Consider the following 23245-nt stretch of genomic DNA (forward strand, 5'->3'; position numbering starts at 1 on the left):
GGGGGGGTGTTTTTTCTCTTTAACACCCCCCCCCCTTTTTTTTTTCCATTTCACGGCCCATTAACATAACCCCCCTCCCCCCCGCCCGCGCGGGCCCGCCCGGGGGCGCCCCCCCCCGCGCCCGGTCCACCTCGTAGCACGCGCCCCTCTGTGGAGACTCAGGCCATTTCTCCCCGCTTCTTCGCGCCGGCCAGTCCTTACCGTACGCTGCCCCGTCCCTGTTCTGTGCGTCGCACGCTCGCGAATTGCTCGAGCGCGGTGCCTGTCGTCATTGCTATCCATTTCGGCCATTCACTTCGACCGTGAACTTCGAGTCCGTCCAATTTGACGGAAAAAGTGGCGAGGTCAGTGCTTCACGTCGTCCGGTGACGAATGACCGATACTTCGTATCGGTCATTCACCCCGTTTTTTTGACATCCATTTTTCAGTGGCCCCGCCGCACCCTCGTAAGACACCTTGGCTTCCCCGGCCGCGCTTACGAAGACCGTGTTTGCCGCCGGGTTCCGGCTGCTGCTTCCCCGTGCCTCAGGAACCAGGCGGCAACGCATTCGTTTGTGAGGTTCCTTATGCAATGGCTGTGCCAGGCACCTTCAATCGCTTACTGCACGGTGATTTTTGCTGCGACGCACCTCGCCGCACCCTGCCTCACGTCACGCTTGATTCGGATTCGATACGCAGTGGGTTTAGCCTTTATGCATTGCGGAGGAATCTACCCGTTTGCACGATGGGTCGCGCGCGTGATCGGACCCCGTCCGGCCGCGCTTTGCAACGTGGCCCGGTCAAATGTGCCGATGCTTCGGGTCACGAAGCAGCGCTCGCAGCCGTTGCCCAATGTGTCGCAAGCTTGAGACACAGTGATTCGACGTTGCGGTATGCGTGGCACGATTGCCGCCATACAGTTTGCAACGCTGTGTGGTATTGCTCGCATATTTGGGATTGACCCGCTATTTTTGAACGGCAAGCTGACGCGCCGCAGCGAGAAAAACGTTTCTGAATCCAGATTTGTTTGTATGGCGCTCGAAAGCGCTTTCGCTTATCGTTAAGCCATGCGCCGCGTAGAGCGCCTGTGTCAGGCCACCGAGGAAAAAGAACGGCTGTTGTGATCCGGGGGTGAAATAGCCAGGCAGTCTCAGCGTTGAACGTTATTCTGCCAGCCATCCGATGTGTAACGCATCGCGGCGCACATCGCCGCTCCATGCCCCCGCCATTGCCGCCACCGTGAATTTGTCATTGCCGGTCTGTCCAATTCGTCGAAAAGCAGTTCCGAGAGCAGCAACGATCCGGGGGTTACATGAATACGACTTGCACGCCTGTCGACGCCGAACGCACTGTTCTGTACGTATCGAACTCGCCCGATCAGGATCTCGCCAGCTTCCTGGCCGCATCGGGCTGGCAAGCGGTGCACGCCAAAAGCACGGCGATCGCCGAGCGCATGATCGAGCGCGGCAATATCAAGGTCGGCCTCGTCGAATTGCCTGGTGACTGCACGTCCCAGCATTTGTCCGCGCTGGCCTCCTGCATGCGGCGTGTCGAAACCAATTGGGTCGCGCAGATCGCGCCGGGCCAGTCGGGAAACGAACTGGTCAGCCGCTTCATCCTCGATTATTGCTTCGATTTCGTTACCCGGCCCTGGCTGAACGAGCGGCTGGTATTCGCGCTCGGCCACGCGCACGGGCTGTCGAGCCTGCGGCACGCGCCAGCCGCACCGGAGCCCTCGCTCGGCCGGCACGGCATGGTTGGGCAATGCGAGGCAATGCAGCAGTTGTACCGGCGCATCGACAAATGCGGGGTGACCGAAGCGCCGGTGTTCGTCGCCGGCGAATCGGGCACCGGCAAGGAGCTGACCGCCCGTGCGATTCACGAGCGCTCGCCGCGCGCCGGCCGGGCGTTCGTCGCGATCAATTGCGCGGCGATTCCGCCGAGCCTGCTGCAAGCCGAATTGTTCGGCCACGAGCGCGGCGCCTTTACGGGCGCGTTGCAACGTAAGATCGGCCGGATCGAAAGCGCTCACGAGGGCACCCTGTTTCTGGATGAGATCGGCGACATGCCGCACGAGTGCCAGGCGGTGCTGCTGCGCTTCCTGCAGGAAGGCACCATTGAACGGTTGGGCGGCAATGGGCCGATCAACGTCGACGTACGGGTGATTTCAGCGACCCACGTCGATCTGGACAAAGCCGTCGAAGATGGCCGCTTCCGCTCCGACCTGTATCACCGCCTGTGTGTGCTGCGGCTCATCGAGCCGCCATTGCGCGAGCGCGGCGGCGACATCAAGCTGCTCGCCAACTATGCGCTCAGCATGTACCGGCAAGACGGCGCGCGCAAACTGCGCGGACTGTCGAGCGACGCGATCGTCGCCATGTCGAATTATTCGTGGCCCGGTAATGTGCGCGAGCTGATCAACTGCGTGCGCCGTGCCGTGGTGATGAGCGAGGGGCGCTTTATCACGGCGAGCGACCTCGGCTTGCCGGAAGCCGATAACGGACCGGCCGTGACGCTGGCGGAGATCCGCAGCAAGGCCGAAAAGGACGCCATCGAGCATGCGTTGCAGCGGCACGGCTATAAATTGTCCGAGGCCGCGGCCGAACTCGGCGTTTCACGCGCTACGCTATATCGCCTGATGCATGCGAACCGGCTGCATCAGGAACCGGCAACCGGGCATGCGTCGAATGCCAATGGCGGCACGGATGCTGACGAGGAATCGGAGCGGCAGGCGCCGTCGCTGGCTTGATCTCACAGGCCGCCTGAGCGGGCAGACTGCCGCCAGGATTGCCGCGCCGGTTGCTGCGGTCCAGCGCGCCGGATGTCGCAAGCGCCTATCGGATCACCCGTAGCGTTGCTATGCTGAAAGCCGCTCATCCATCCGGGAGGGGACTTGGCCGATCAGCACACGCCGGCGCCTGTGCGCCGCCCCTCCTCCGTCCTCCCCGCCCAGGCGAGCCCGTGCGACGCGCTCGCCATCCGCGCTCAGCCGCTTAGCTTCGATCACCCGTGCCGGCGCAAAAAGCTCGCGCTTGCCGCGACCATCCTCGGCTCGAGCATGGCTTTCATCGACGGCTCCGTGGTCAATGTCGCGCTGCCGTCGATCCAGACCGAACTGGGCGCGAGCGTCGCGGCGATCCAGTGGGTGGTCAACGCGTATCTGCTGTTTCTCGGTGCGCTGGTGCTGGTGGGCGGCTCGCTCGGCGACAAGCTCGGCCGGCGCACCGTGTTTATTGCGGGAATCGCCTTGTTCACGCTGGCTTCGATCGGCTGCGGCGTAGCGCCCAGCGCCGGCGCCCTGATCGCGGCGCGCGCCGTGCAAGGCATCGGCGCGGCGCTGCTGGTGCCGAGCAGTCTCGCCATCATCGGCGCGGTGTTCAACGACAAGGAGCGTGGCCAGGCGATCGGCACCTGGGCCGGCGTCGGCGCGATCACGTCGGCGCTCGGGCCGGTGGCAGGCGGCTGGCTCGTCGATGCGTTTTCGTGGCGGTTGATTTTCTTTCTGAACGTACCGATTGCGTGCGCAACCATCGCATTGGCGGTCATCGCCGTGCCGGATAGCCGGCAGGAAGACGATCCCTCCGGCCCGCACCCTGCGCTCAACGCGCATACGCTGCCCAGCCTCGACTGGCCCGGCGCCGTCACCGCGGCCACAGGGCTCGCCGCGTTGACTTACGGCCTGACCCTCGCCGCAGCACGCGGCTTCGGCGACCGCGGGGTGCTGGCATTGATCCTCGGCGGCCTGCTCGTGCTGACCGGCTTCGTCGCGCTCGAAGCAAAGACCCGCAATCCGATGATGCCGCTCGACGTGTTCCGTTCGCGCGACTTCGTCGGCGCGAACCTCGTTACGCTGCTGCTCTACTTTGGGCTGGGCGGTGCACTCTTCTTCCTGCCGTTCACGCTGATCCGCGCGTACGGCTACAGCGCGACCGAGGCAGGCGCCGCGCTGCTTCCGGTGCCGGTCACGATCGGCCTGTTGTCGCGTTTTACCGGCGGCCTGACAAGCCGTTACGGCGCGCGGGCCCTGCTGGGCATCGGGCCGGTGGTCGCGGCGATCGGTTTTGCGATGCTCGCGCTACCCTGGGTACGCGGTGAATATTGGCGCGGCTTCTTTCCTGCGCTTGCCGTGCTCGGGCTAGGAATGACGATTACCGTCGCACCGTTGACGACGACCGTGATGACATCCGTATCCGCCGCGCGCACGGGCGTCGCCTCGGGCATCAATAACGCCGTCGCCAGGGTGGCGAGTCTGCTGGCGATTGCGGTGCTCGGGATCGTGTTCGTGTGGTCGCACGACGCGGCGCTCGACGCGCGGCTCGATACGTTGGATATCCCTCAAGCGGCACGTCAGGCGGCGCACCTGGCCCAAGCCGGCATGGATGCAGCCGCCCCGCCATCCGGCGCCGCGCCAGGCGCTTCGCGTGCCGAAGTGACCCGGGCCCAAGCGGAGGCATTGGGTGCGGCGCTGCGGGCGGTGACGCTGGTGTCGGCCCTTTGTGCGCTGGCCGGCGCGGCGCTGGCGGCTTTGACGATCCGCTCGCACCGCGAGCCGTAAAGCGGGTCGCCCTGTCTCACCCACAGTTCGGAAAACAGTGAAACGTCGCGAACAACCGGCCGCCATACTGTTATTCAGGCACCTCAGACCACCACGGCCCAATCGGGAGCTTCCCCATGACGATTACCTGCTTTATCCGTTATCAGATCGACCCATTCCAACGCGATGCCTTCAACGATTACGCTCGCAACTGGGGCCGCATCATTCCCCGCTGCGGCGGTCATCTGATCGGCTACTTTCTGCCCCACGAAGGGACCAACGACGTCGCGTGGGGCTTGATTGCGTTCGACAGCCTCGCCGCCTATGAAGCCTATCGGGCACGGCTGCGCGGCGACGCCGAAGCGCGGGAAAATTTCCAGCTCGCGCAGACGAAACGCTTCATTCTGCGCGAGGAGCGCACCTTCACCGAGGTGGTCGAAGGCACGCTTGGGGTGGCGGCGACGGGCGCGGTGGACGCGACGGAATAGGCGTCGACAGGGGCACCGTCTAACAGGCAGGCTTTTTGCTTTTGGACATTACAATTCGAACCGGCTGGCCGAACCCGCGCGCGGCCACCGAAAGCGGCTACGGATGGAACTTGTACGGTCCAACCGGTGTCGGTTCAGGGTCACGCCGCCGAACCGATCCACGTATCCCGGCACCACCGTCAGTATCTGGTACCCCGCTTTACACCCTATGCGCAAAATACTTCACGCCTGGTTTCTCGTTTTTCTCATCCTGAGCGCCTCGCCGGTCTTTGCCGCCGTGGCGCAACCCGCCGCCGCGGCATCCGGCGCCGCGCTCACCCTGACCCCCGAACAGGCCCGCCAGGCTCTTGGCGTCCTCAATGACCCCGTCCGCCGCGCGCAAGTCAGCGACACGCTCCGGGCAATCGCCGCAGCGGGCGCACTCAGCGCCCAGCCTGCCTCGGCGGTTGCGGTGGTTGCGGCGGCTTCTGCTCCCGCCGCGGCCAGCAGCGCCGCCGCGCTCGTTCCAGCCACGTTCCAGTCCAATGGGCTCGCCTCACAGCTGGCGCGTCAGGGCGCGCATTGGGCCGCGCATCTCGGCAAGTCTTTGCGCGGTTCGGTCGCCGCGCTGCTCGACGTAACGTCGGTGCGTGCCTGGTGGCATTGGCAATCGACCAGCCCGCAAGCGCTTAGCGTGCTGGGTCATGTCGTATGGTCGCTGCTGGCGGCGTTGCTGCCCGCGCTCGGGCTCGAATGGCTCGCGCGCCGCTTATTGCGCCGCGCGTATGCGGCGCTTGCCGCGCGTCGCGAACGTGGCGATGACGACGTTGCGCCGCAAGCCGACCTGCCCGGCGCGTCCACAACAACGCCCACGCCTGCCGCCAGCCAGGCCACCGAAGCCAAAGGCAAGCAGAAGGCCGTGCATCATTTGACGCTCCTGCAGCGTCTGCCGCGCGCGCTGCTGACGGTGGTGCTGCGCCTGTTGCCGCTGGCGGTGTTCGTCGCCGCGGCGAGCGCGCTGATGTCGATCTTCACCGACGACGGCACGCCGCAAGACCGGGCGCTCGCTTCGCTGATCGACATCTACGTGCTGTGCCGCCTGATCGTGATAGGCAGCGGCTTCTTCCTGCAGCCTTCCGCGCCGCGCCTGCGTCTGTTGCGCATGAGCGATGCGTGGGCCGTTTTCGTGCAGCGCTGGATCGTGCGGATCGTCGCCGTGGTCGGCGCAGGGTCGGCGATCGCGGAGATCGCGCAGTCGCTCGGCCTGAACGACGCGGCGCATCTCGCGCTGCTGAAGGTGGTCGCGCTCGCCGGCCACATCATGATCTCGATCCTGATCCTGCATTGCGCGAAGCCGGTCGGCGAATTGATCCGCAAGCGCTTTGCCGCGAGCAAATCGCTGGCAATGTTCGGCAATGCGCTCGCCGATGCCTGGGCATGGTTCGCGGTGTTCGTGGTGATGGCACTATGGTTCATCTGGGCGCTCGACGTGCAGAACGGCTATCGCACCCTGCTGCATCTCGGCGGCATTACGCTGGCGATCCTGGTGGGCGCGCGGGTCATCGCGATCGTGATTTTCGGCGCCATGGCACGGCTGTTCAATGTACAGGGCGACGCGGAAAAGTCGCTCGTGCAACAGCATGCCTACCGCTATTACCCACTGCTGCGGCGGGTCGTCTCGTGGATCATCTGCATCGTCACCGCGCTCGTGCTGCTGCAGGTATGGGGCGTCGACGTGGGCGAGCTGTTCCAGGCCGGGTCGATCGGCCATCGGCTGGCTTCGGCGCTGGTCACGATCGGCGTCGCTGCCGCGATCGCGCTGGTGGTATGGGAAGCCGCCAACGTGGCGATCGAACAGCGGCTGGACCGCTGGACCACGAGCGGCGACCTGGTGCGCGCCGCGCGTCTGCGTACCCTCCTGCCGATGTTGCGCAGCGTGCTCTTCTGCGTGATCGCGCTGGTGGTGGTGCTCACCGGCCTGAGCGAACTCGGCGTGAACATCGGGCCGCTGCTGGCGGGCGCGAGTATCTTCGGCGTGGCGCTCGGCTTCGGCTCGCAAAAGCTGGTGCAGGATTTCATCACCGGCATGTTCCTGTTGATGGAAAACGCCATGCAGGTCGGCGACTGGGTCACGCTCGCGGGCGTGTCCGGTACGGTGGAATATCTGTCGATCCGCACCGTGCGCCTGCGCGGCGGCGACGGGTCGCTCTATACGGTGCCGTTCAGTTCGGTCTCGACGGTGAACAACACGAATCGCGGACTCGGCAATGCCGCAGTAAAGGTGAATATCGTGTTCGGCGAGGATGTCGATCTGGCGATCGACACGCTGAAGGAAATCGGCGCCGCGCTGCGCGAGGATGAGAAGTTCAAGGACGGCATCCTGTCCGACTTCAGCTTCTGGGGCGTGGATGGGGTGGATGGCTCGGCGGTGACGCTGGCCGGCCAGATCCAATGCCGCGACAGCGCGCGCTGGGGGGTGCAGCGCGAATTCAACCGGCGCATTCTCGACCAGTTCAGCGCGCGCGGCATCGAAATCGCAAACCCGCAACGGCATTTGCTGACCTGGGATCCGGAGAGCGTAGCGGCCAAAATCGAATCGAGCGGCGCAGCGAATGACGCCCCCACGGCCCCAGCGAAGGACGAACCGCCTTCAACGCCGCCTGCCGACGCTTCGCTGAAGGCGGCTGCCGGGAAGGCCGACGCGCCGGTTGAAGATCAACTGCCCGTCGACCCTAAGCCGGCCGGCGGCCCGGGAACGCCAGCAAATCCTGGTTCGACTTCTCCGCATGAGTGAAGTACAGGCCGTGCTGATTGCCCTACTCCACCTGCCACCAGCGCGGCAACAACCGGCGCACTTCCGGCCGCCGGTAGCGGTCGTCGATCAGATGCACCACACCTTGATCCTGCTCCGTGCGAATGACCCGGCCCGCGGCCTGCACGACCTTCTGCAAGCCGGGATACAGATACGTGTAGTCGTAGCCGCTGCCGAACTTCGCGTCCATCGTGCGGCGCATCTGCTCGTTGACGTCGTTCATCTGCGGCAGGCCGAGCGTGGCGATGAAGGCGCCGATCAGCTGCTGGCCGACCAGATCGACGCCCTCAGAGAACGCGCCGCCTAACACCGCGAAGCCCACGCCCTGACCCATGGTGCGAAAGCGCGCGAGGAACGCGTCGCGCGCCGCCTCGTCCATGCCCGGTTCCTGCGCCCACACCGGCAGCGCCGGATGACGCTCGCGCATCAACGCCACCACCCGCTGCAGATACTCGAAACTGCTCAGGAATCCGAGATAGTTGCCCGGCTGCGCCGCGTACTGCTTCGCGATCAGCTCGACGATCGGCACGAGCGAACGTTCGCGGTCACGCCAGCGCGTCGATACATGGCCCGCCACATGCACCTGCAACTGCTCGGCGCGGAACGGCCCTTCGACGTCGAGCCAGTTCGTCTGCTCAGGCAGACCGAGCGTGTCGCGATAGAAATGATGCGGATTGAGCGTGCCGGAAAACATCACCGTGGTGCGCGCGGCAGCGTAGCGCCCCGCGAGGAACGGTGCCGGGATCACGTTGCGCACGCATAGCGTGGCGCTCGTTTTATCGCGCGGCGCGTAGCGATCCGTGGTGAGCGTGATGTCGAAAATCGAATGCTCGCCGAACTGTTCCGCCAGCGCGACGAAATGCATCGCGTCGAAGAAAAACCGCAGCGATGCTTCGTCGATTGAAAGCGGTGCGTCGGCCAGTTGATCCGTCACCGCGCCGATCAGATTCTGGGCGGCAGAAAGCAGTTTTCCGGGTACGTCGGCATAGACCTGATACGTGTCGGTCTGCGCGCGCTTGACGGCGTTCCACTCGCGCTGCAGCCGTTCAAGCGGCTTCTTCAACGTCGCAGGCGCGGTTTTGCGGGCGAGCCGGAACGCCGCCTGGTCGAGCGACGCGCTGTACATGCGCCGGGCCCGCTCGAGCAGGTTGTGCGCCTCGTCGACCAGCACGCCGACACGCCACTGATTGATCTGCGTGAGCGCGTACAGCATCGCGCTGCTGTCGAAGTAGTAGTTGTAATCGCCGACCACCACGTCGGACCAGCGCGCCAGCTCCTGTGCGAGATAGTACGGGCAGACATCGTGCTCGAGCGCCGCTTCGCGCACCGACGCCCGGTCGAGCCGCGGCCCGGCCAACGCCGTGCTGCGAGCTGCATCGAGCCGGTCGTAGAAGCCGCGCGCAAGCGGACAGGACTCGCCGTTGCAGGCCTTGTCGGGATGCTCGCAGGCCTTGTCGCGCGCGACCAGTTCCAGCGTTCTGAGCGGCAACCGGGCAAGCGGCGGCGCGGCGCTTCGATGGAGCGTTTCGATCGCATCGAGGGCAAGCGCGCGGCCCGGCGTCTTCGCAGTGAGGAAGAACACACGGTCGATCTGGTCCGCCGCACACGCCTTGAGCAGCGGAAAAATCGTCGCCAGCGTCTTGCCGATGCCGGTCGGCGCCTGCGCCATCAACGGCTTGCCGTCGCGCGCCGCGCGATACACCGACACCGCCAGTTCGCGCTGCCCGCTGCGGAACTCGCCATGCGGAAACTGCAAGGCGCCGAGCGCGGCATTGCGCGCGGCGCGATGGGCCGCTTCCTGCACGGCCCAATCGAGAAAGCGCTCGCATTGCTCGACGAAGAAAATCTCCAGCTCACGCGCGGTGTGCGTTTCAGTCAGCGACGTTTCCTTCTGACTGCCGATATCGAAGTAGACCAGCGCGACCGTCAATTCGGCGAGCCCGCGGGCGCGGCACAGCAGATGGCCGTACACCAGCGCCTGCGCCCAATGCAGCGTGCGATGATTGGCCGGCACCCGTTCGAGCGCGCCACGATGGGTCTTGACCTCTTCCAGCCGGTTCGACGCCGGGTCGTAACCGTCGGCGCGGCCACGCACGGTCAAACCGCGATGCATGCCGGTCAGCGTGATCTCGGTTTCGTAGCCGCTCGCGCGCCGCCCGGCGACCGTCACGTGGCCGGCCATGCCTTCCAGCGAAGTGGGCGCGGGCGTGAAGCGCAGATCCAGATCGCCGCGCCTCGCGGTGAATTCGCACATCGCCCGCACGGCGACCACGTAGGTCATGTGGTGATCTCCGCCGCCACGTCGGACACGGCGACGTCTTCATCGGCCCATTGCACGTCGAGCACGCGCACCGGCACGTCGTGCTGCGCGCAGTATGCGAGCCAGCGGATCTGGTTGTCCTGCAAGCGGTCGCCGGGACCCTTGACTTCGATCAACTCATAACGGCGCTCGGCCGGCCAGAAGCGAATCAGGTCCGGCAGCCCCGAGCGGTTGCCGCGGATGTCGTGCAGCAGACGCTCGAACCAGAGTTTCAGATGTGCGGCAGGCAGGCAATCGAGCGCCAACGCGACCAGTTCCGGCGTCAGCAAGCCCCAGAATACGAACGGCGATTGCAGACCCGCCTTGCTGTGCAGATGCCGCAGAATCGTCTCGCGATAGGCACTGCTGTCGAGTTGCGCCAGACACGCAGCAAATTGCTGCGCGCGGCGCGCATGAAAATCCGGCGCATGCAGGTCGGCCGGCCCGCGCTGGAACGGATGGAAAAACGCGCCAGGCAGCGCCGCGAACACCGGCTCCCAGCACAGCAAGCCGAACAGCGAGTTGATCAGCGCGTTTTCGACGTAATGAACCGGCGCCGACTCGCTAGTTAGATGATCGCGGGCGACGTATTCGACCGGCTGCGGCGCCTCAGGCCGCGGCAGCACCAGTGTGCTGCGCTCGACCGGCCGTGCGGCAGGCACACGCGCCACCCGCTCGCCGCGCTTGCGCTGCAAACGCGGCAGCATGCGCGCGACACGCTGCATTTCCTCTTCGCTTTCAGGCCTGGCAGCGGCTTGCGAAGCGAGGGCGAAGGCTTCGTCGAATCGTTCGCTGCGCTCCAGCACGCGCAAGCGCCGATGGCGCGCGCCGGGCCACGCGCAACGCTCATAGACGGCAAGTGCAGCGGGCCAGTTCTGTTGACGCTCGCAATGCTGGCCGATACGAAACAGCAGTTTCGCGCGACGCGTTTCGAGCCAGGGGTTGGAGGTTTCGATCGCTGCGATCGCGGCGAGGAGTTCGTCGATCGCTTCGGCTTCGGCTTCGGCTTCGGCGTCAGCGTCACCCGTGGGCAGCCATTCGAGTGCTTCGCGGCACGCATGCAGCGCAAGGTATACGTCCACGTCCACGCGTTGCTGGAATGCGCGCGACGACGCAGCGAATGCAACCTTCTCGTACTGGATCACCCCGAGATCGGCCAGCACGAACTCCGACCAGTCCTGCTGCAGGTTGCCGAAGAACATCAGGCGCAGACGCTCGCAAAGCGGCGCGATGGCGACGTGGAAGACGCGGTCGGTGGTCTGGCTGTGCCATGTGGACAACGGATGTGCAGTGGCGCCTCGGTCCTCGCCTTCGCTCTTGCCTTCACCTTCACCTTCACCTTCACGTTCGTAAAACGGCCGCAGCGTTTCCAGCAGATCGGGTTTGCGCAAGCCCTTCGCGCCGGGAATCAACGCGATGACGTCCGCAAAGATCAGCAGCAACTCGGGACGGGTGGTGAGCGCGAACAGATCGTCGAGCGTCAGGCCCGGTTCGATGTCGACCCAGCCGAGTTCGGCCAGAGGCGCAACCGCCTGCAAGGGGCAACCGATCTCGTCATAAGAAAGACGGCTGGCACGGAACAGCGTGCCCTTGCGCATCAGCATGCGAACCAGCAGCGCACGCGACGGCTGCGGCAAAGCGGCGAAATCGCGCAGGAAGCCATGTTCGTGCGCGTCCAGCAGATCGTCGTAGCGCTCGGCGAGCCAGGCCAGCGCACGTTCGAAGTTCAGCAGGTAATAAGGGACATCAGAGCGGATGTCCGACGAAGCATCTGTCACCACGGGGTTTTCACGAAACCTGTATGTTTATACAGTGATCATATCAAAATCCGAGGGAGGGACAGCTGACAAACGCCTGGTCGGTAGTGGCGTGAGACCCGGCGTTTGTCAAAGTGTCGCCAGAAGCTTCAACGCCGTCGACTTGAATACCGCGAAGGCCTCTCCGAAGGTCGGCCTCGTCGCCCCATAGACGAGCGGCAGCAGCACCTGCTCATACTCACGTTTCGTCTGCGCTTCTGTTTCCGCAGCCGCCAGGGCCGCTGCCATGGATTGCTTCGGATCTTCGACAAACGCCGTGTGATGGTGGAACTCTCCGCGATCGTATTCGACGCAATCCTTGAAGTGAGCCGCCGCTCGATCGACGAATGCCGCGTTCGAGCCGACGATGCAGTAGGTGTCGTAAATGTGGCGCACCAGTGCTTGATCCCACTTTTCCCGCACACCCGCCCGGTGTTCCGCATGGCGGCGCAAAAATGACAGAACCTTTTCCGCGAGCGTCTCTTCGACAGCGACGCACGGCATGCGGACCGGCGCCCCTGCTCGACTTGCCAAACGGTCGATCAGATACCCAATGGGCTTTTGCGCAACGGTAAAGCTCGGCGTGCGCACCGTAAATTCAAGGCTTAAATGAGGTCGCAAACTGGTGTGAGCCGTATAGCGCGTTTTATAACTCCAACCGGACGCGAAGTAACGGTTCGCGTTGAGAGCCAGTTTTTCCCTTTCGATGATGTGGAAGCCCAACGCTTTCATCGTATCGATTGCGGCGCTTTTCAGCTTGCCAAGATGGGTCTTCATGCCGCTTTGCGTAAGCCCGTGATCCGCACTCAGCACCACCTTAAGATCGACGTCCTCGGACATCCGCTCGATCAAGCCATGCGCTTTGGACAGGCTCGTGCCGCCGCAAAACACGAGTTGAATGTGCTGATGCTGAAGTTTCGCCAACGCGTGCAAGGCGTCAGTGACATGGATATCTTTCTCGAGGATAAAGGCGGAGAGGTTTCCGGCCAGCCCCTCCGCCGTAATCGAATCAATAAGCTCTTTCTGTTCTTCCGAGATTATTTTCATATTGAACCGTTTTCTTGCCGAAACCCAATTTCCGCACAATGCGGCGATTGCCGGTATTGATCACGGTTCCGGCCGGCAATTGAGTCGTTTCGCCAGCGTTGTATAGCTCGACTTGCCTGCTCGGGTAGACCTTGACGCCCATCCTGGTCAGAGCTTCCTCGGCCAGGACTTCGACTGGCTGGACAGGAATCGGCGCGCCTGACAAAACGCTGCGTTTGGCTTTTGCATATACGCCGACGCCGAGCTTAACAATGACCCCACTCTCGAGTAGCTTACGAAGCGCCCGTCCGACCTGGGCTTCACTGCCAAGGCGAGCGAGCTCGGTCCGCAGGAACACGTCGGACGCCCGCTTGGCAATTGCTATCTTTAGCCGGTCTTCGAGGACCATAACAAACTCCGCTCATCAAGTTCGCCTAGAATGCCTCATAACCCAATGATTTTAATAAAAAAACATAAACCAACATCGATCACCGAGTTAGTATAGCACGCACTTGGAAGAGAGCAGGCATTGCTTCCCGGAGCCCAGGTATGGTTCGGCCACCCACACCGCCGTCAACGACCCCTTGCGCGCCGCGAATCAGCGCCCCTTCGATAGCCGCAGTGGCCGAGGGGCCGGTGACCCGCGCCGCTCAGCGAGCATCGCGGAAGTCGTCGCGACGGTATACGTCCTGCAAGCCGTCGAGCAATTGCGCCGGATCGAGCAGCACCACCAGCGTCGCCGGCGCCACCGACGCCGCATCGCCGAAGCGTTCACGGATCAGCGCAAGCGACTTGCCGCTGCTTACGAAAGCTAACCCGCGCCTGCCGCATAGAAGCTCGTCAGATCCCGCTTGAGTGCATGCAACGCGGCATCGTCGAGATAAATCATGTGGCCGGTCGGGTAGTAGGTGATGCGCACGTTGGCGCGCAGCGGCGCATCGACACCCAGATGCGCGAGCGCGTACTCGGTCGCATAGAACGGCGTGGCAAGGTCGAAGTAGCCGTTCAGCGACATGACGCGCAGTTGCGGATTCTGCCGCATCGCTTCGGCAAGATCGCCCGCCGCATACGGCACGGACACGTGTTCCCCCCACCACTCGGTGTGTTTCCAGTCCCACTGCGTCAACGCATCGTCGTTGAAGACACGATAAGTGTCGGCTGGCGTGAAGTGCAGGTCCTGCGCAAGATGCTGATGAAACGCGGCGTCGAATACGCTCGATACGCTGCTCACCGATGCATCGAAATCGGGACGCTCGGTCACGCCGTCATAGTCGATTCCTTCGAAACGTGCGTCGAAACGGCCGATGCTGCGCGACTGATCGCGCAGCAATTGACTGCGAAAGCGCGACGGATAGAGACGCAAGCGGCTTCGCTTCACGTAATCGACGTCGAGCCCGGTGAACTGTGCGACGCGCGCGGCAATCTCGTCGCGCTGCGCGTCAGGCAACGCATCGCCCTGGGCGAGCGCTTGCGCATACGGCCCACGTGCGAATGCGCGGGCCTCGTCGAGAAAAGCGGGCAGATTGGCCGGCTTCGGAACGATCTTGTCGTGATACCACGCGATGGCCGCGAAGCTCGGCAAGTAGCTTTCGCTCTGGAAGTCCGACCCAGGCGAAAACGCTGAGGAATTGAGCACCGACGACATCAGGATCACGCCATTGATCGCGATATTGTTTTGCCCCAGTTGATACGCGAGCATCGCGGCGCGCGCGGTGCCGTACGATTCGCCAAGCAGATACTTCGGCGAATTCCAGCGCTGGTTCACCGTCAGATAGCGATCGATGAATTGCGAAAACGCGTCGAGGTCTTTATCGACGCCCCAGAAGTCCTTGCCCGTGCCACGCCCGACGACCCTCGACAAGCCCGCGCCCACGGCATCGATAAAGACCAGATCGGTGGTGTCGAGCAGGCTATCGGGGTTGTCGTCCAGCACATACGGCGCGGGCGGCGTGCTCGCGGGACTCGCCGTGCGCACCCGCTTCGGCCCGATCGAGCCGATCATCAGGAACACGGTGCCCACACCCGGTCCGCCATTGAAGAGGAACGTGACGGGGCGCGTGGAAGGATTTTTCGCGGCGACGGTGTAGGCGACATAGAAAACGCTCGCATTGGCCTGGCCGGTTTTGTCACGCAGCAGCAGGTTGCCGGCGGTCGCCGTGTAGTCAAGCTTGCGGCCGTCGAGCCGGATCGAATGCTGGGTCACCGCGGCGCTTTCCGGCGGCACGGGAATCGCCGTGGTCTCGGGTTTGACGCTGTGCGGCGGGTTATCTTGCGATTCGTTCTGGCTGGCGGCGGCAACCCGTGGCGGACGGACGGCACGCGCCGGATTGGTGCGCGGCTCCTTGATGGGCTGGCCGTTCGCATCGACGGCCTGGCCGGCAGCCTCTGCCTGAGCGCCAGGCACGCTCACCGGGCTGGCCGGCGACGTGGCGGTTTCCGTGCTGGCCGGTGCAGCGGATGAGTCGTCCAGTTCGGCCGCCGCGCACATCTGACTGAACGCGGCGACGGTGGCGAGGACCAGCGCCATCGCCACCAGAGCCGCCGCTATGGATCCTGCCACCAGCGAGCGGCGCAACGAGAGATAGAAGCGAAGGGCCATGGGGTTTCCGGCTGCGAGTCGATAGGCGCCGATGTTCCGGCTGTCCAGATTAAGACGAACTCGGCGAACAATTCTTGACGCCAGGCATCGAAGCCGTCAATCGAAAACTGGCTCTAACTGCGCAGCGGCAATCCGCCGAAGAACGCGGCAATCCGTTCACACGCATCGATCAGGCTCGCTTCGTCGACCACGAAACCCAGCCGCACGAAACCCTTCGCCGTCTCGCCGAATGGGCTCGCGTCGAGCAGTGACACGACAATCTGCGCCTTGTTCGGCATGGCCGTCAACGCAGCCTGCTGGATGTGACTCACCCCGGTTCGACTTGAGCCGCCGATGTGATGGGGCGCGCCCGCAACGTCCAGATACGAAAAAGGGTCACGCGAGCAGTCAGTCTCGCGTGACCCTTCGATGAATCCCGGCTTTAACGGGAGCGAAGTACGCTTAAAGCTGGCGCCGCAGTTCGGCCGGCGGCACCTTCATCAGATGGCGGTATTTCGCCACCGTGCGCCGTGCCACCAGCACCCCCTGTTCCGCGAGCATCCTGGCGAGCGTCACATCCGACAGAGGGTCGCGCGTGTTCTCCGCGGCGATCATTTCCTTGAGCAGCGCGCGCACGGCCGCCGCCGAACAGGTGCCGCCGCTTTCCGTACCGAGCTCACGCGGGAAGAAGTGCTTGAACTCGAAAATGCCGCGCGGCGTGGCCATATATTTGTTGCCGGTTGCGCGCGAGATGGTGGACTCGTGCAGCCCGAGTTCATCGGCCACGTCGCGCAGCACCATCGGTTTGAGCGCGATTTCACCGTACTGGAAGAAGGCCCTCTGATGCGCGACGATGCATTCGGCCACGCGTTGAATCGTATCGAAGCGCTGCTGCGCATTGCGGATCAGCCAGCGCGCTTCCTGCAATTGCTGCGCGAGCGGCGAGCGGCTTGCACCGGCCGACTGTGCGAACAGCTCGGCATACATGCGGTGAATGCGAGCACGCGGCTGCACTGCCGGATTGATTGTCACCACCCATTTGTTGCGCACCTGACGCACGATCACGTCCGGCACCACGTAGTTGTCGTCGGCGCGGCCGTAGCTGTTGCCTGGCTTCGGGTCGAGCTTGCGCACCAGCGCGCAGGCCACCCGCAGCTCCTCGGCGCTGCAGCCGATCTGCTTTTGCAGTTCAGCCTGTTCGCGGCGCGCGAGGCGTTCAAGATGATGCTCGACGATTTGCCGCGCCACATCGCGGCCCGGCGTGTCGGCGGGCAACGCATTGACCTGCAGAGACAAACACTCGGATAGCGAACGAGCGCCGAGACCGGGACGATCTAGCGACTGCACGAGGCGCAGCGCGACCTGCAATTCTTCTTCGGTCAATTCAGGTTCAAGGTCGACGCTATCCGCAAGCTCGCGGAGCGTCTGGCGCAGATAACCATCGTCGTCGAGCGCCTCGATGATGAAGCGGGCCACCGCGCGGTCGCGCTCGTCGAGTCGATACAGACGCAGCGAGTCGTGCAGCTGCTCGCGCAAGCTTGGTTGGGAACGCGCCCATTCGGCTGGATCGCTACTGTCGGAGTCGCCGTTCTGGCGCATCGAACCACGGCTGCTGTAGTCACCCGAAAAGTCGCCAGGCATGTCATCCTGCCCCGCGTTCTCCGGCGTGTCGCTGCCGCTGGATTCAGCCGGCGACGAGTCAGGTTCGGCCGCGGCGAGTGTGTCCGTGGCGGGCGCCGCGCCGGCATCATCGCCAGGCGTTGTGGTGGCGAGCGCCACGTCTTCCGTGTCTGTCGAGTCGTACTCGAGGAACGGATTGGTGTCGAGCGCGGTGCGCAACTCCTGCTGGAACTCCAGCGACGACAACTGCAACAGCCGCACCGATTGCTGCAGACGCGGCGTGAGAGCGAGCGACTGCCTTGTGCGTAGTTCGATTGACGGCATTGTAGTGAGGTCCCGTTAATAGCTGAGAAATGGTACGTGGCCTCCTCAATAGAGCAACTGTCATACCAGTTCGCCCAATACACTGTTTTTCCTGAGTTTTGCCTTTTCGGGCCCGCCGATTGCGCAATCGGCGAGCGCCATTTTTACAAGAACCCGGCAATTTCCGGCCGTGGGCCTCGCGGCCCGCCGGACGGCGCTCCGACCGTACCCGCCCCGCTATTCCTCAGCTACCGTGACGGCTTTGCCCGGCATCGAGCATCTGTGCGGCATGCCGGGCACATACCTTGCGGACAAGCACCATGTGGGACGGACGTAGGCCTTTGCACGCGGATGCGGATCGGCAACAAGACCCCATGTTTCATCAACACCTTAAGGAGAAACCATGAAGACCATCCAACTTCTGAAGACCGCAGGCAGCATCGCATGTGTTGCATTCGCACTGAACGCGACGGCGCAGACGAGCGCTTCGGCCCCGTCGGCGGCATCCGAATCCATCGGCCAGCACGTCGACGACGGCACCATCACCACCAAGGTCAAGGCCGAGCTGCTTGGCGCGAAGAACGTCAAGTCGACTCACATTCATGTGAAGACCCGCAAGGGCGTGGTGTGGCTCACGGGCTCGGTGCCATCGGCCGATGACAAGGCTGCGGCGGGAGAAGTCGTGAAAGGCGTCGATGGCGTCTCGAGCGTGAGGAACCATCTGAAGATCGCAGCGGAGTAAGAGCGGGGGATCCGATAGAAGGGAGCCGGCTTCGGCCGGCTCCTCTTTTGGGTGGGATAGTCGTGGGTGCAGCGCTGGACTTCAAATGAAAGTGTTCACCTCACTCAGGCATGCTTCTCGCTGAATTCGCTGAGCGGTTCGTTGAGCGGTTCGTTGAGCGGCTCGGGCGTTTTGCGCGGATCGAAGTCGGCCCAGCGCCCCTGCTGCCAGCGTCCACTCGCGCGTTCGATCGCCAGCCCCCCTGCTTCGCGCAATACGCGGGCAGCGTCGAACTGATTGTCCGGGCACACATGCACGGCAACCAGTACGCCGGAATCGCGCATTTCCTCATGAAATGGCAAATGGTGGCCGACATGGCCGCCTTCGCGAGTGTGCGCCATCGCCCCGACCAACGAGCCGATGTACGCGCCGACGCCGGCCGCGATCAGCGAGACGAGGAGCGGCGCCGCAAACGCCGCAAATATCGCGACGCCGACCACCGCCCCCACTACCGCGCCGATGGTGACGCCCATGCCTGCGCCTTTCGGCGCTGCCCTCGCTGCCGGATCGGTATGGGTATCGCCGCCGATCGGATAACGCGCGTGCTGGCCGCGCGGATTGACAAAAAACAGGGTGACGTCTTCCTCGACGAAACCTGCGTCGAAGAGCTTTTGCGCCGCATTTTCAGCGGTTGGGAAAGTCGTAAACCGTGCTGCGACGATGAGTGACATGAGGCCTCCTTGCATCGTTGAACCGCGTTTTGCGGACCGTGCCGCCGCACAGCGTCGCGTAAAAAAACACGCGCAGGCGGTAGGCACGTGTCCGGACTACGCGGTGGCGCCGCGATCGGGTTCCATGCCTTCCACTCTGAACAGTCCACTATGCAACACTACGCCATTGCCACCGTTCTGGTCGAGTGCTTCCGCGCAAACCGAACGGATGCGATTGCGACCCTTCTCGAAAGCGGCCATCAGGGTGGATTCGAGCGCCGAATCGGCGCCGAAATGATCTTCCAGCGCCTCGGCGGTGATCGCGCAAACAAGCGCTTCGCCGTCGACCTGCGCCATGAAGCGCACGGTCAGATTCGTTCCGTCGAAGACCGGCTTGTCGCCGGGAAAAGTGATGTGCATAAGGGAGTCCTCATAGGCCGGCCGCGGCAGGATCGCGTTCATGACGAATCCTTCATTGCGCCGGCGAGTTGTTGCGCCATCGCGAGGTGATGCTTGATGGTCGGCAACGCATGCGTAGCCGCCGCCTTCAGTTGCGAGTCGGTGCCGCTCTGGCTCTCCTGCTGGAACAGGTCGACCGCCCGCTGGTGCGCTTCCACCCCGATCTGCTCCACGTAGGCCTGGTCGAATTCGCGACCCTTGAGCGTCTGCAGTTTGCCGACCAGCGCGGAATCGGCGGACGGCGTCGTGGCGAGTCCCTTCTTCGCGGCGAGTGCGGCCATGCCGTGCGAGAGTTTCGTATGGTCAGCAATCATTTGCTGCGCGAATTTCCTGACGTGTGGATCGCTCGAATTCTTGAGCGCGATTTTGCTTGCCGCGATTTCCGTGGCGTCGGATTGTGAGGCATCCTGCACGAACTGCTGGTCTGCGGGCGAGAGCTTTGTGTCGCTCATTGGCGCATCGCTCGCGGGAGCGTCACTGGCTTGCGCGTACACCGCGCCGATCGACGTTGCGCCAAGCCCCAGCGCAACTGTCATCACTTGTAGCGAATAGCGGAATCTCATGCGTTTTCTCCCTCACGTTAGTGCGGGGACCGCGCACATTGAGCGGCCTGCCCTTTGATACGTCGAATCAGCAAAAGCTGTGCCTATCTCCGACGACCGATTCGAGACCCATGAGTTTCGTGCGCCACAAACCACGCCACGCCTGCCACTGAGCATCACCTTTGCTCGCGGGCCGACACCGGCGCAGCATCGGCTCGGCCGATATCAACGAGTAGTACCTGCGCTGTGCGAGCGGTGCTGCAAACCGGAGGCACGCCGGTTGCTCAGTGTCATCCGTACATCGAACTGGTAAGGAGGAACATCATGGTCAACCAGACACAAACCCAAGGTGGCATGCGCCAGGCCCAGGGTGCACGTATCGTCGGCAAAGGCGGCGTGACCGCCGACGGTCCCGGCCCCGACGTCATGGCGGCAGCCACCCTCGACGGCAACAAGGTGGTCAGCAGCGATGGAGAGGACATCGGCAAGGTTAAGGACATCATGCTTGACGTCCGCTCCGGTCGCATTGCGTATGTGGTGCTGTCGAGCGGCGGCTTTCTTGGCATCGGCGACAAGCTGCTGGCGATTCCGTGGAGCGCCCTGACGCTCGATACGCAACAGAAGTGCTTCGTCCTCGATATGACGGCCGAGCGCGTGAAAAACGCACCTGGGTTCGATAAGGACCACTGGCCTGCCATGGCGGACCAGACATGGGCCACGTCGGTACACCAGTACTACGGCAGCGAGCCTTACTGGGGACGCGATCCGTACCATCGGTGAGCGTTCGGACGCACGCCTTGAAGTGACGCATTCGGGCGCGTGCCCCTCAACCGGCCGCGCATGCGTTGTTCGCATGCCGGCCCCAACGGATGTTCATGCACGAAACACTGTGGTTTCTCATCGTCGGCGCCGTGCTCGTTTTTATGGGCGTGGCGGCGACGACGCTGCGGCGGCTGCCTGTTAGCGCCGCCATGTTCTATCTCACCATCGGCTACGCGCTCGGGCCGCCAGGCATGGACCTGTTGCGCCTCGATATGGTCGCCGATGCACGTCTGCTGCGAATCATCACCGAAGTCGCTCTGCTGGTCTCGCTGTTCGCCATCGGCCTGCGTTTGCGCCTCGGCGTACTCGAGAAGCTGTGGACCGTGCCGCTGCGTCTCGGCTTCCTCGCCATGCTCGCGACCATTGCGCTGCTCGCGCTGTTCGGCGTGTACGGATTGCAGCTTGGCTGGGGGCCATCCCTGCTGCTCGCGGCGATGCTGGCGCCAACGGATCCGGTGCTGGCTCACGAGGTCCAGGTCCACAATCCCGGCGATCACGACCTGCTGCGCTTCGCGCTCTCCGGCGAAGGCGGACTGAACGACGGCATCGCACTTCCCTTCGTCATGCTCGGCCTCGCGTTGTGCGCGGCGCCCGCCGCTCAGGCCGGCGACGTGCTGACCTTCAGGCTCGCCGGCGGCATGATATGGGGCGTGGTCGGTGCGCTTGCAATCGGCGGCCTGCTCGGCTGGGTCACGACGCATGCGGTCGCCTGGTTGCGTACGCGTCACGCGCAGGCGCTCGGTCTCGAGGGTTTCTTTGCGTTAGGGCTGATCGAGCTCTCATTCGGCGCCGCGCAACTCGTGCATACGTATGGCTTTCTGGCAGTGTTCGCCGCGGGCGTCGCGATGCGCCGCGTCGAACATCGTGCGAGCGGCGGCGCTTCACCGCGCCAGGCGATCGGCACGGTCGATTCCGAAGACGTCGAAGCGACTGCGGCGAACCCGAGCAAAGCGCACGCGTATATGACGGAGTCGGTACTCGGCTTCACAATCGAGCTCGAACGCATCGCCGAGGTCGCGGTGATGGCGATGGTCGGCAATGTGCTCGCCACGCTGCAAGCGCCGCTGTTCACCTGGCAGACGGTTGCGCTCACGGTTGCGCTGTTCGCCTTCGTCCGGCCGGTGTCGGTGGAGTTGTCGCTGCTGGGGTCTAACGCGACGCATACGCAGCGGCGTTTGATGAGCTGGTTCGGCATCCGTGGTATCGGTTCGTTTTACTACCTGGCGTACGCACTAGAACAGGGCCCGGCGTCCGACGTCGCGCCACTGGCGCCGCTCGCGCTGGCGGTCGTCGCGGCTTCGGTCGTGATTCATGGCGTCTCGGCTACGCCTCTGATGAACTGGTATCACAGGGTGCGCCGCAGCGAAAAGTAGCGATGCCCGCAGTCGACCTCGCTAGAATACGAGTCCTTCATGCTATTGGTCCCGGGCGTCGGTTCGCCATGGGACAAGGCCCCGCTGGCGAGGCAACCTCCGACACGCGTCATAGCGGATGACGCGCCTCCTCGAACTGCTTGCGGCGCGCCTCGCCCTGGCGTTCCAGCATCCAGCCTGGGTACTCGGCCGGCAGCATGCTGACCTGATCGAGCTTCGCAAGCTCGTCGGCGGCCAACGTGACGCCAGTGGCGGCGATGTTGTCATCGAGTTGCTCGATTTTCTTCGCCCCAACGATCACCGAGGTGACCACGCGCTGATGCAGCAGCCACGCGAGCGCGATCTGCGCCACCGACACCTTCTTCACCTCCGCGATACCACGCATCACGTCGATGCAGTCATAAGCGCGCTCGCGATTGACCGGCGGAAAATCGAACGTCGTGCGACGGCTACCGGCTTCGCCCTGGTGTTCGCGCCCATATTTGCCGCTCAGCAAGCCGCCCGCGAGCGGACTCCACACCATCAGTCCAAGACCTTCGCTGCGCAGCATCGGCACGAGTTCGCGTTCGAGGTCGCGGCCCGCCAGCGTGTAATACGCCTGTAGCGTTTCAAAGCGCGCGAGGCCGAGGCGTTCCGAAATGCCCAGCGCCTTCACGATCTGCCACGCGGCCCAGTTCGACACGCCGACATAGCGCACATGGCCATGCTGAACCAGCGTATCGAGCGCGCGCACGGTTTCTTCGATCGGCGTGGCCGGATCGAAACCGTGGATCTGATACAGGTCGACGTGATCGAGTTGCAGGCGCTTCAGGCTAGCCTTGACACCGTCGATAATGTGATAGCGCGAGGCGCCGCGTGCGTTCGGGAATTCTGCCGTCGGGCCGAATACTTTGGTTGCGACCACAACTTTGTCGCGCGGCACTTTAAGGTTCTTCAGCGCCTGGCCCGTGATCTGTTCGGACAGGCCCTCCGCGTAGACGTCGGCCGTGTCGATGAAATTGATGCCCGCGTCGAGCGCCCGGCCGACCAGCCGCTCCGCGTCCCCCTGCTGCAGATCGCCGATCTGCTTCCATATGCCCTCGCCGCCGCCGAAGGTCATCGTGCCCAGGCATAGCTCCGAAACAAACACACCGGTACGGCCTAACTGGTTGTATCGCATCGTCGAGACTCCGTCATGGATTCGTGGATGAGTGAGCCATATAGA

The 23245-nt window shown here is 63.8% G+C and carries 18 protein-coding genes and 2 pseudogenes; 8 read left to right on the forward strand and 12 right to left on the reverse strand.

Features of this window, described 5'->3' with window-relative positions; all coding sequences use genetic code 11:
- The first annotated feature begins 872 nt into the window (after positions 1-872).
- From P3T22_RS30185 to P3T22_RS30205, 5 genes are all read left to right on the forward strand, one after another.
- The gene (locus tag P3T22_RS30185) at positions 873-1043 is read left to right on the forward strand and encodes a hypothetical protein (RefSeq protein ID WP_158515337.1); all 171 of its coding nucleotides are present in this window, start codon (positions 873-875) and stop codon (positions 1041-1043) included.
- 248 nt (positions 1044-1291) lie between these two features.
- Positions 1292-2728 (forward strand): sigma-54-dependent transcriptional regulator, encoded by a 1437-nt coding sequence (locus P3T22_RS30190; RefSeq protein ID WP_063499264.1) that lies wholly within the window; start codon positions 1292-1294, stop codon positions 2726-2728.
- A 144-nt stretch (positions 2729-2872) separates the two neighbouring features.
- Entirely contained in the window at positions 2873-4534 is a 1662-nt protein-coding gene (locus tag P3T22_RS30195) for an MFS transporter (RefSeq protein ID WP_429326946.1), read from the forward strand.
- A 116-nt stretch (positions 4535-4650) separates the two neighbouring features.
- Positions 4651-5001, forward strand: coding sequence for an NIPSNAP family protein (locus P3T22_RS30200; protein WP_063499266.1), 351 nt, complete (start codon positions 4651-4653; stop codon positions 4999-5001).
- Between the two features lie 208 nt (positions 5002-5209).
- A complete protein-coding gene (locus P3T22_RS30205; RefSeq protein WP_429326947.1) occupies positions 5210-7774 on the forward strand; it encodes a mechanosensitive ion channel domain-containing protein in 2565 nt (854 codons plus the stop codon).
- Positions 7775-7796: 22 nt separating this feature from the next.
- On the opposite strand, the gene P3T22_RS30210 is transcribed toward P3T22_RS30205, so the two are convergent.
- The 8 genes and pseudogenes from P3T22_RS30210 to P3T22_RS30245 all read right to left on the reverse strand — a co-directional run bounded on the left by P3T22_RS30210 (position 7797) and on the right by P3T22_RS30245 (position 17435).
- Positions 7797-10073: an ATP-dependent DNA helicase gene (locus tag P3T22_RS30210; RefSeq protein WP_429326948.1), complete on the reverse strand. Its 2277-nt coding sequence runs from the start codon at positions 10071-10073 to the stop codon at positions 7797-7799.
- A complete protein-coding gene (locus tag P3T22_RS30215) occupies positions 10070-11872 on the reverse strand; it encodes a VRR-NUC domain-containing protein (RefSeq protein WP_429326949.1) in 1803 nt (600 codons plus the stop codon). The genes P3T22_RS30210 and P3T22_RS30215 overlap by 4 nt, the downstream gene beginning before the upstream one ends.
- 105 nt (positions 11873-11977) lie before the next feature.
- A complete protein-coding gene (locus P3T22_RS30220) occupies positions 11978-12934 on the reverse strand; it encodes a nucleotidyl transferase AbiEii/AbiGii toxin family protein (RefSeq protein ID WP_063499270.1) in 957 nt (318 codons plus the stop codon).
- Entirely contained in the window at positions 12897-13322 is a 426-nt protein-coding gene (locus P3T22_RS30225; protein WP_063499271.1) for a type IV toxin-antitoxin system AbiEi family antitoxin domain-containing protein, read from the reverse strand. Before P3T22_RS30225 ends, P3T22_RS30220 begins: the two co-directional genes overlap by 38 nt.
- A gap of 79 nt (positions 13323-13401) precedes the next feature.
- Positions 13402-13650: pseudogene (locus P3T22_RS30230) on the reverse strand (hypothetical protein); the annotation flags it as partial.
- Positions 13651-13724: 74 nt separating this feature from the next.
- A complete protein-coding gene (locus P3T22_RS30235; protein WP_063499273.1) occupies positions 13725-15512 on the reverse strand; it encodes a S10 family serine carboxypeptidase-like protein in 1788 nt (595 codons plus the stop codon).
- 113 nt (positions 15513-15625) lie between these two features.
- A pseudogene (locus P3T22_RS30240) lies at positions 15626-15766 on the reverse strand (arginine--pyruvate aminotransferase AruH); the annotation flags it as partial.
- A gap of 187 nt (positions 15767-15953) precedes the next feature.
- Positions 15954-17435, reverse strand: coding sequence for an RNA polymerase factor sigma-54 (locus P3T22_RS30245; RefSeq protein ID WP_063499275.1), 1482 nt, complete (start codon positions 17433-17435; stop codon positions 15954-15956).
- A gap of 382 nt (positions 17436-17817) precedes the next feature.
- On the opposite strand from P3T22_RS30245, the gene P3T22_RS30250 reads away from it, so the two are divergent.
- Positions 17818-18156, forward strand: coding sequence for a BON domain-containing protein (locus P3T22_RS30250; protein ID WP_063499276.1), 339 nt, complete (start codon positions 17818-17820; stop codon positions 18154-18156).
- 104 nt (positions 18157-18260) lie between these two features.
- Here P3T22_RS30250 and P3T22_RS30255 read toward each other — a convergent pair whose 3' ends face one another.
- The 3 genes from P3T22_RS30255 to P3T22_RS30265 all read right to left on the reverse strand — a co-directional run bounded on the left by P3T22_RS30255 (position 18261) and on the right by P3T22_RS30265 (position 19867).
- On the reverse strand, positions 18261-18866 hold the full coding sequence (locus P3T22_RS30255; RefSeq protein ID WP_429326950.1) for a hypothetical protein: 606 nt from the start codon (positions 18864-18866) through the stop codon (positions 18261-18263).
- A gap of 96 nt (positions 18867-18962) precedes the next feature.
- Entirely contained in the window at positions 18963-19307 is a 345-nt protein-coding gene (locus P3T22_RS30260; protein ID WP_429326951.1) for a DUF1488 domain-containing protein, read from the reverse strand.
- On the reverse strand, positions 19304-19867 hold the full coding sequence (locus P3T22_RS30265) for a DUF4142 domain-containing protein (protein ID WP_429326952.1): 564 nt from the start codon (positions 19865-19867) through the stop codon (positions 19304-19306). The genes P3T22_RS30260 and P3T22_RS30265 overlap by 4 nt, the downstream gene beginning before the upstream one ends.
- 303 nt (positions 19868-20170) lie before the next feature.
- Between P3T22_RS30265 and P3T22_RS30270 the strand changes: the two genes are divergently transcribed.
- On the forward strand, positions 20171-20626 hold the full coding sequence (locus P3T22_RS30270) for a PRC-barrel domain-containing protein (protein ID WP_429326953.1): 456 nt from the start codon (positions 20171-20173) through the stop codon (positions 20624-20626).
- 95 nt (positions 20627-20721) lie between these two features.
- Positions 20722-22041, forward strand: a complete 1320-nt coding sequence (locus tag P3T22_RS30275) for a cation:proton antiporter (RefSeq protein ID WP_063500741.1) — start codon at positions 20722-20724, stop codon at positions 22039-22041.
- Positions 22042-22150: 109 nt separating this feature from the next.
- On the opposite strand, the gene P3T22_RS30280 is transcribed toward P3T22_RS30275, so the two are convergent.
- Positions 22151-23200: an aldo/keto reductase gene (locus P3T22_RS30280; RefSeq protein WP_429326954.1), complete on the reverse strand. Its 1050-nt coding sequence runs from the start codon at positions 23198-23200 to the stop codon at positions 22151-22153.
- Between the last annotated feature and the right edge of the window lie 45 nt (positions 23201-23245).

This window comes from Paraburkholderia sp. GAS348 (assembly GCF_050434205.1).
In the GTDB taxonomy this organism is placed as follows: Bacteria; Pseudomonadota; Gammaproteobacteria; order Burkholderiales; family Burkholderiaceae; genus Paraburkholderia.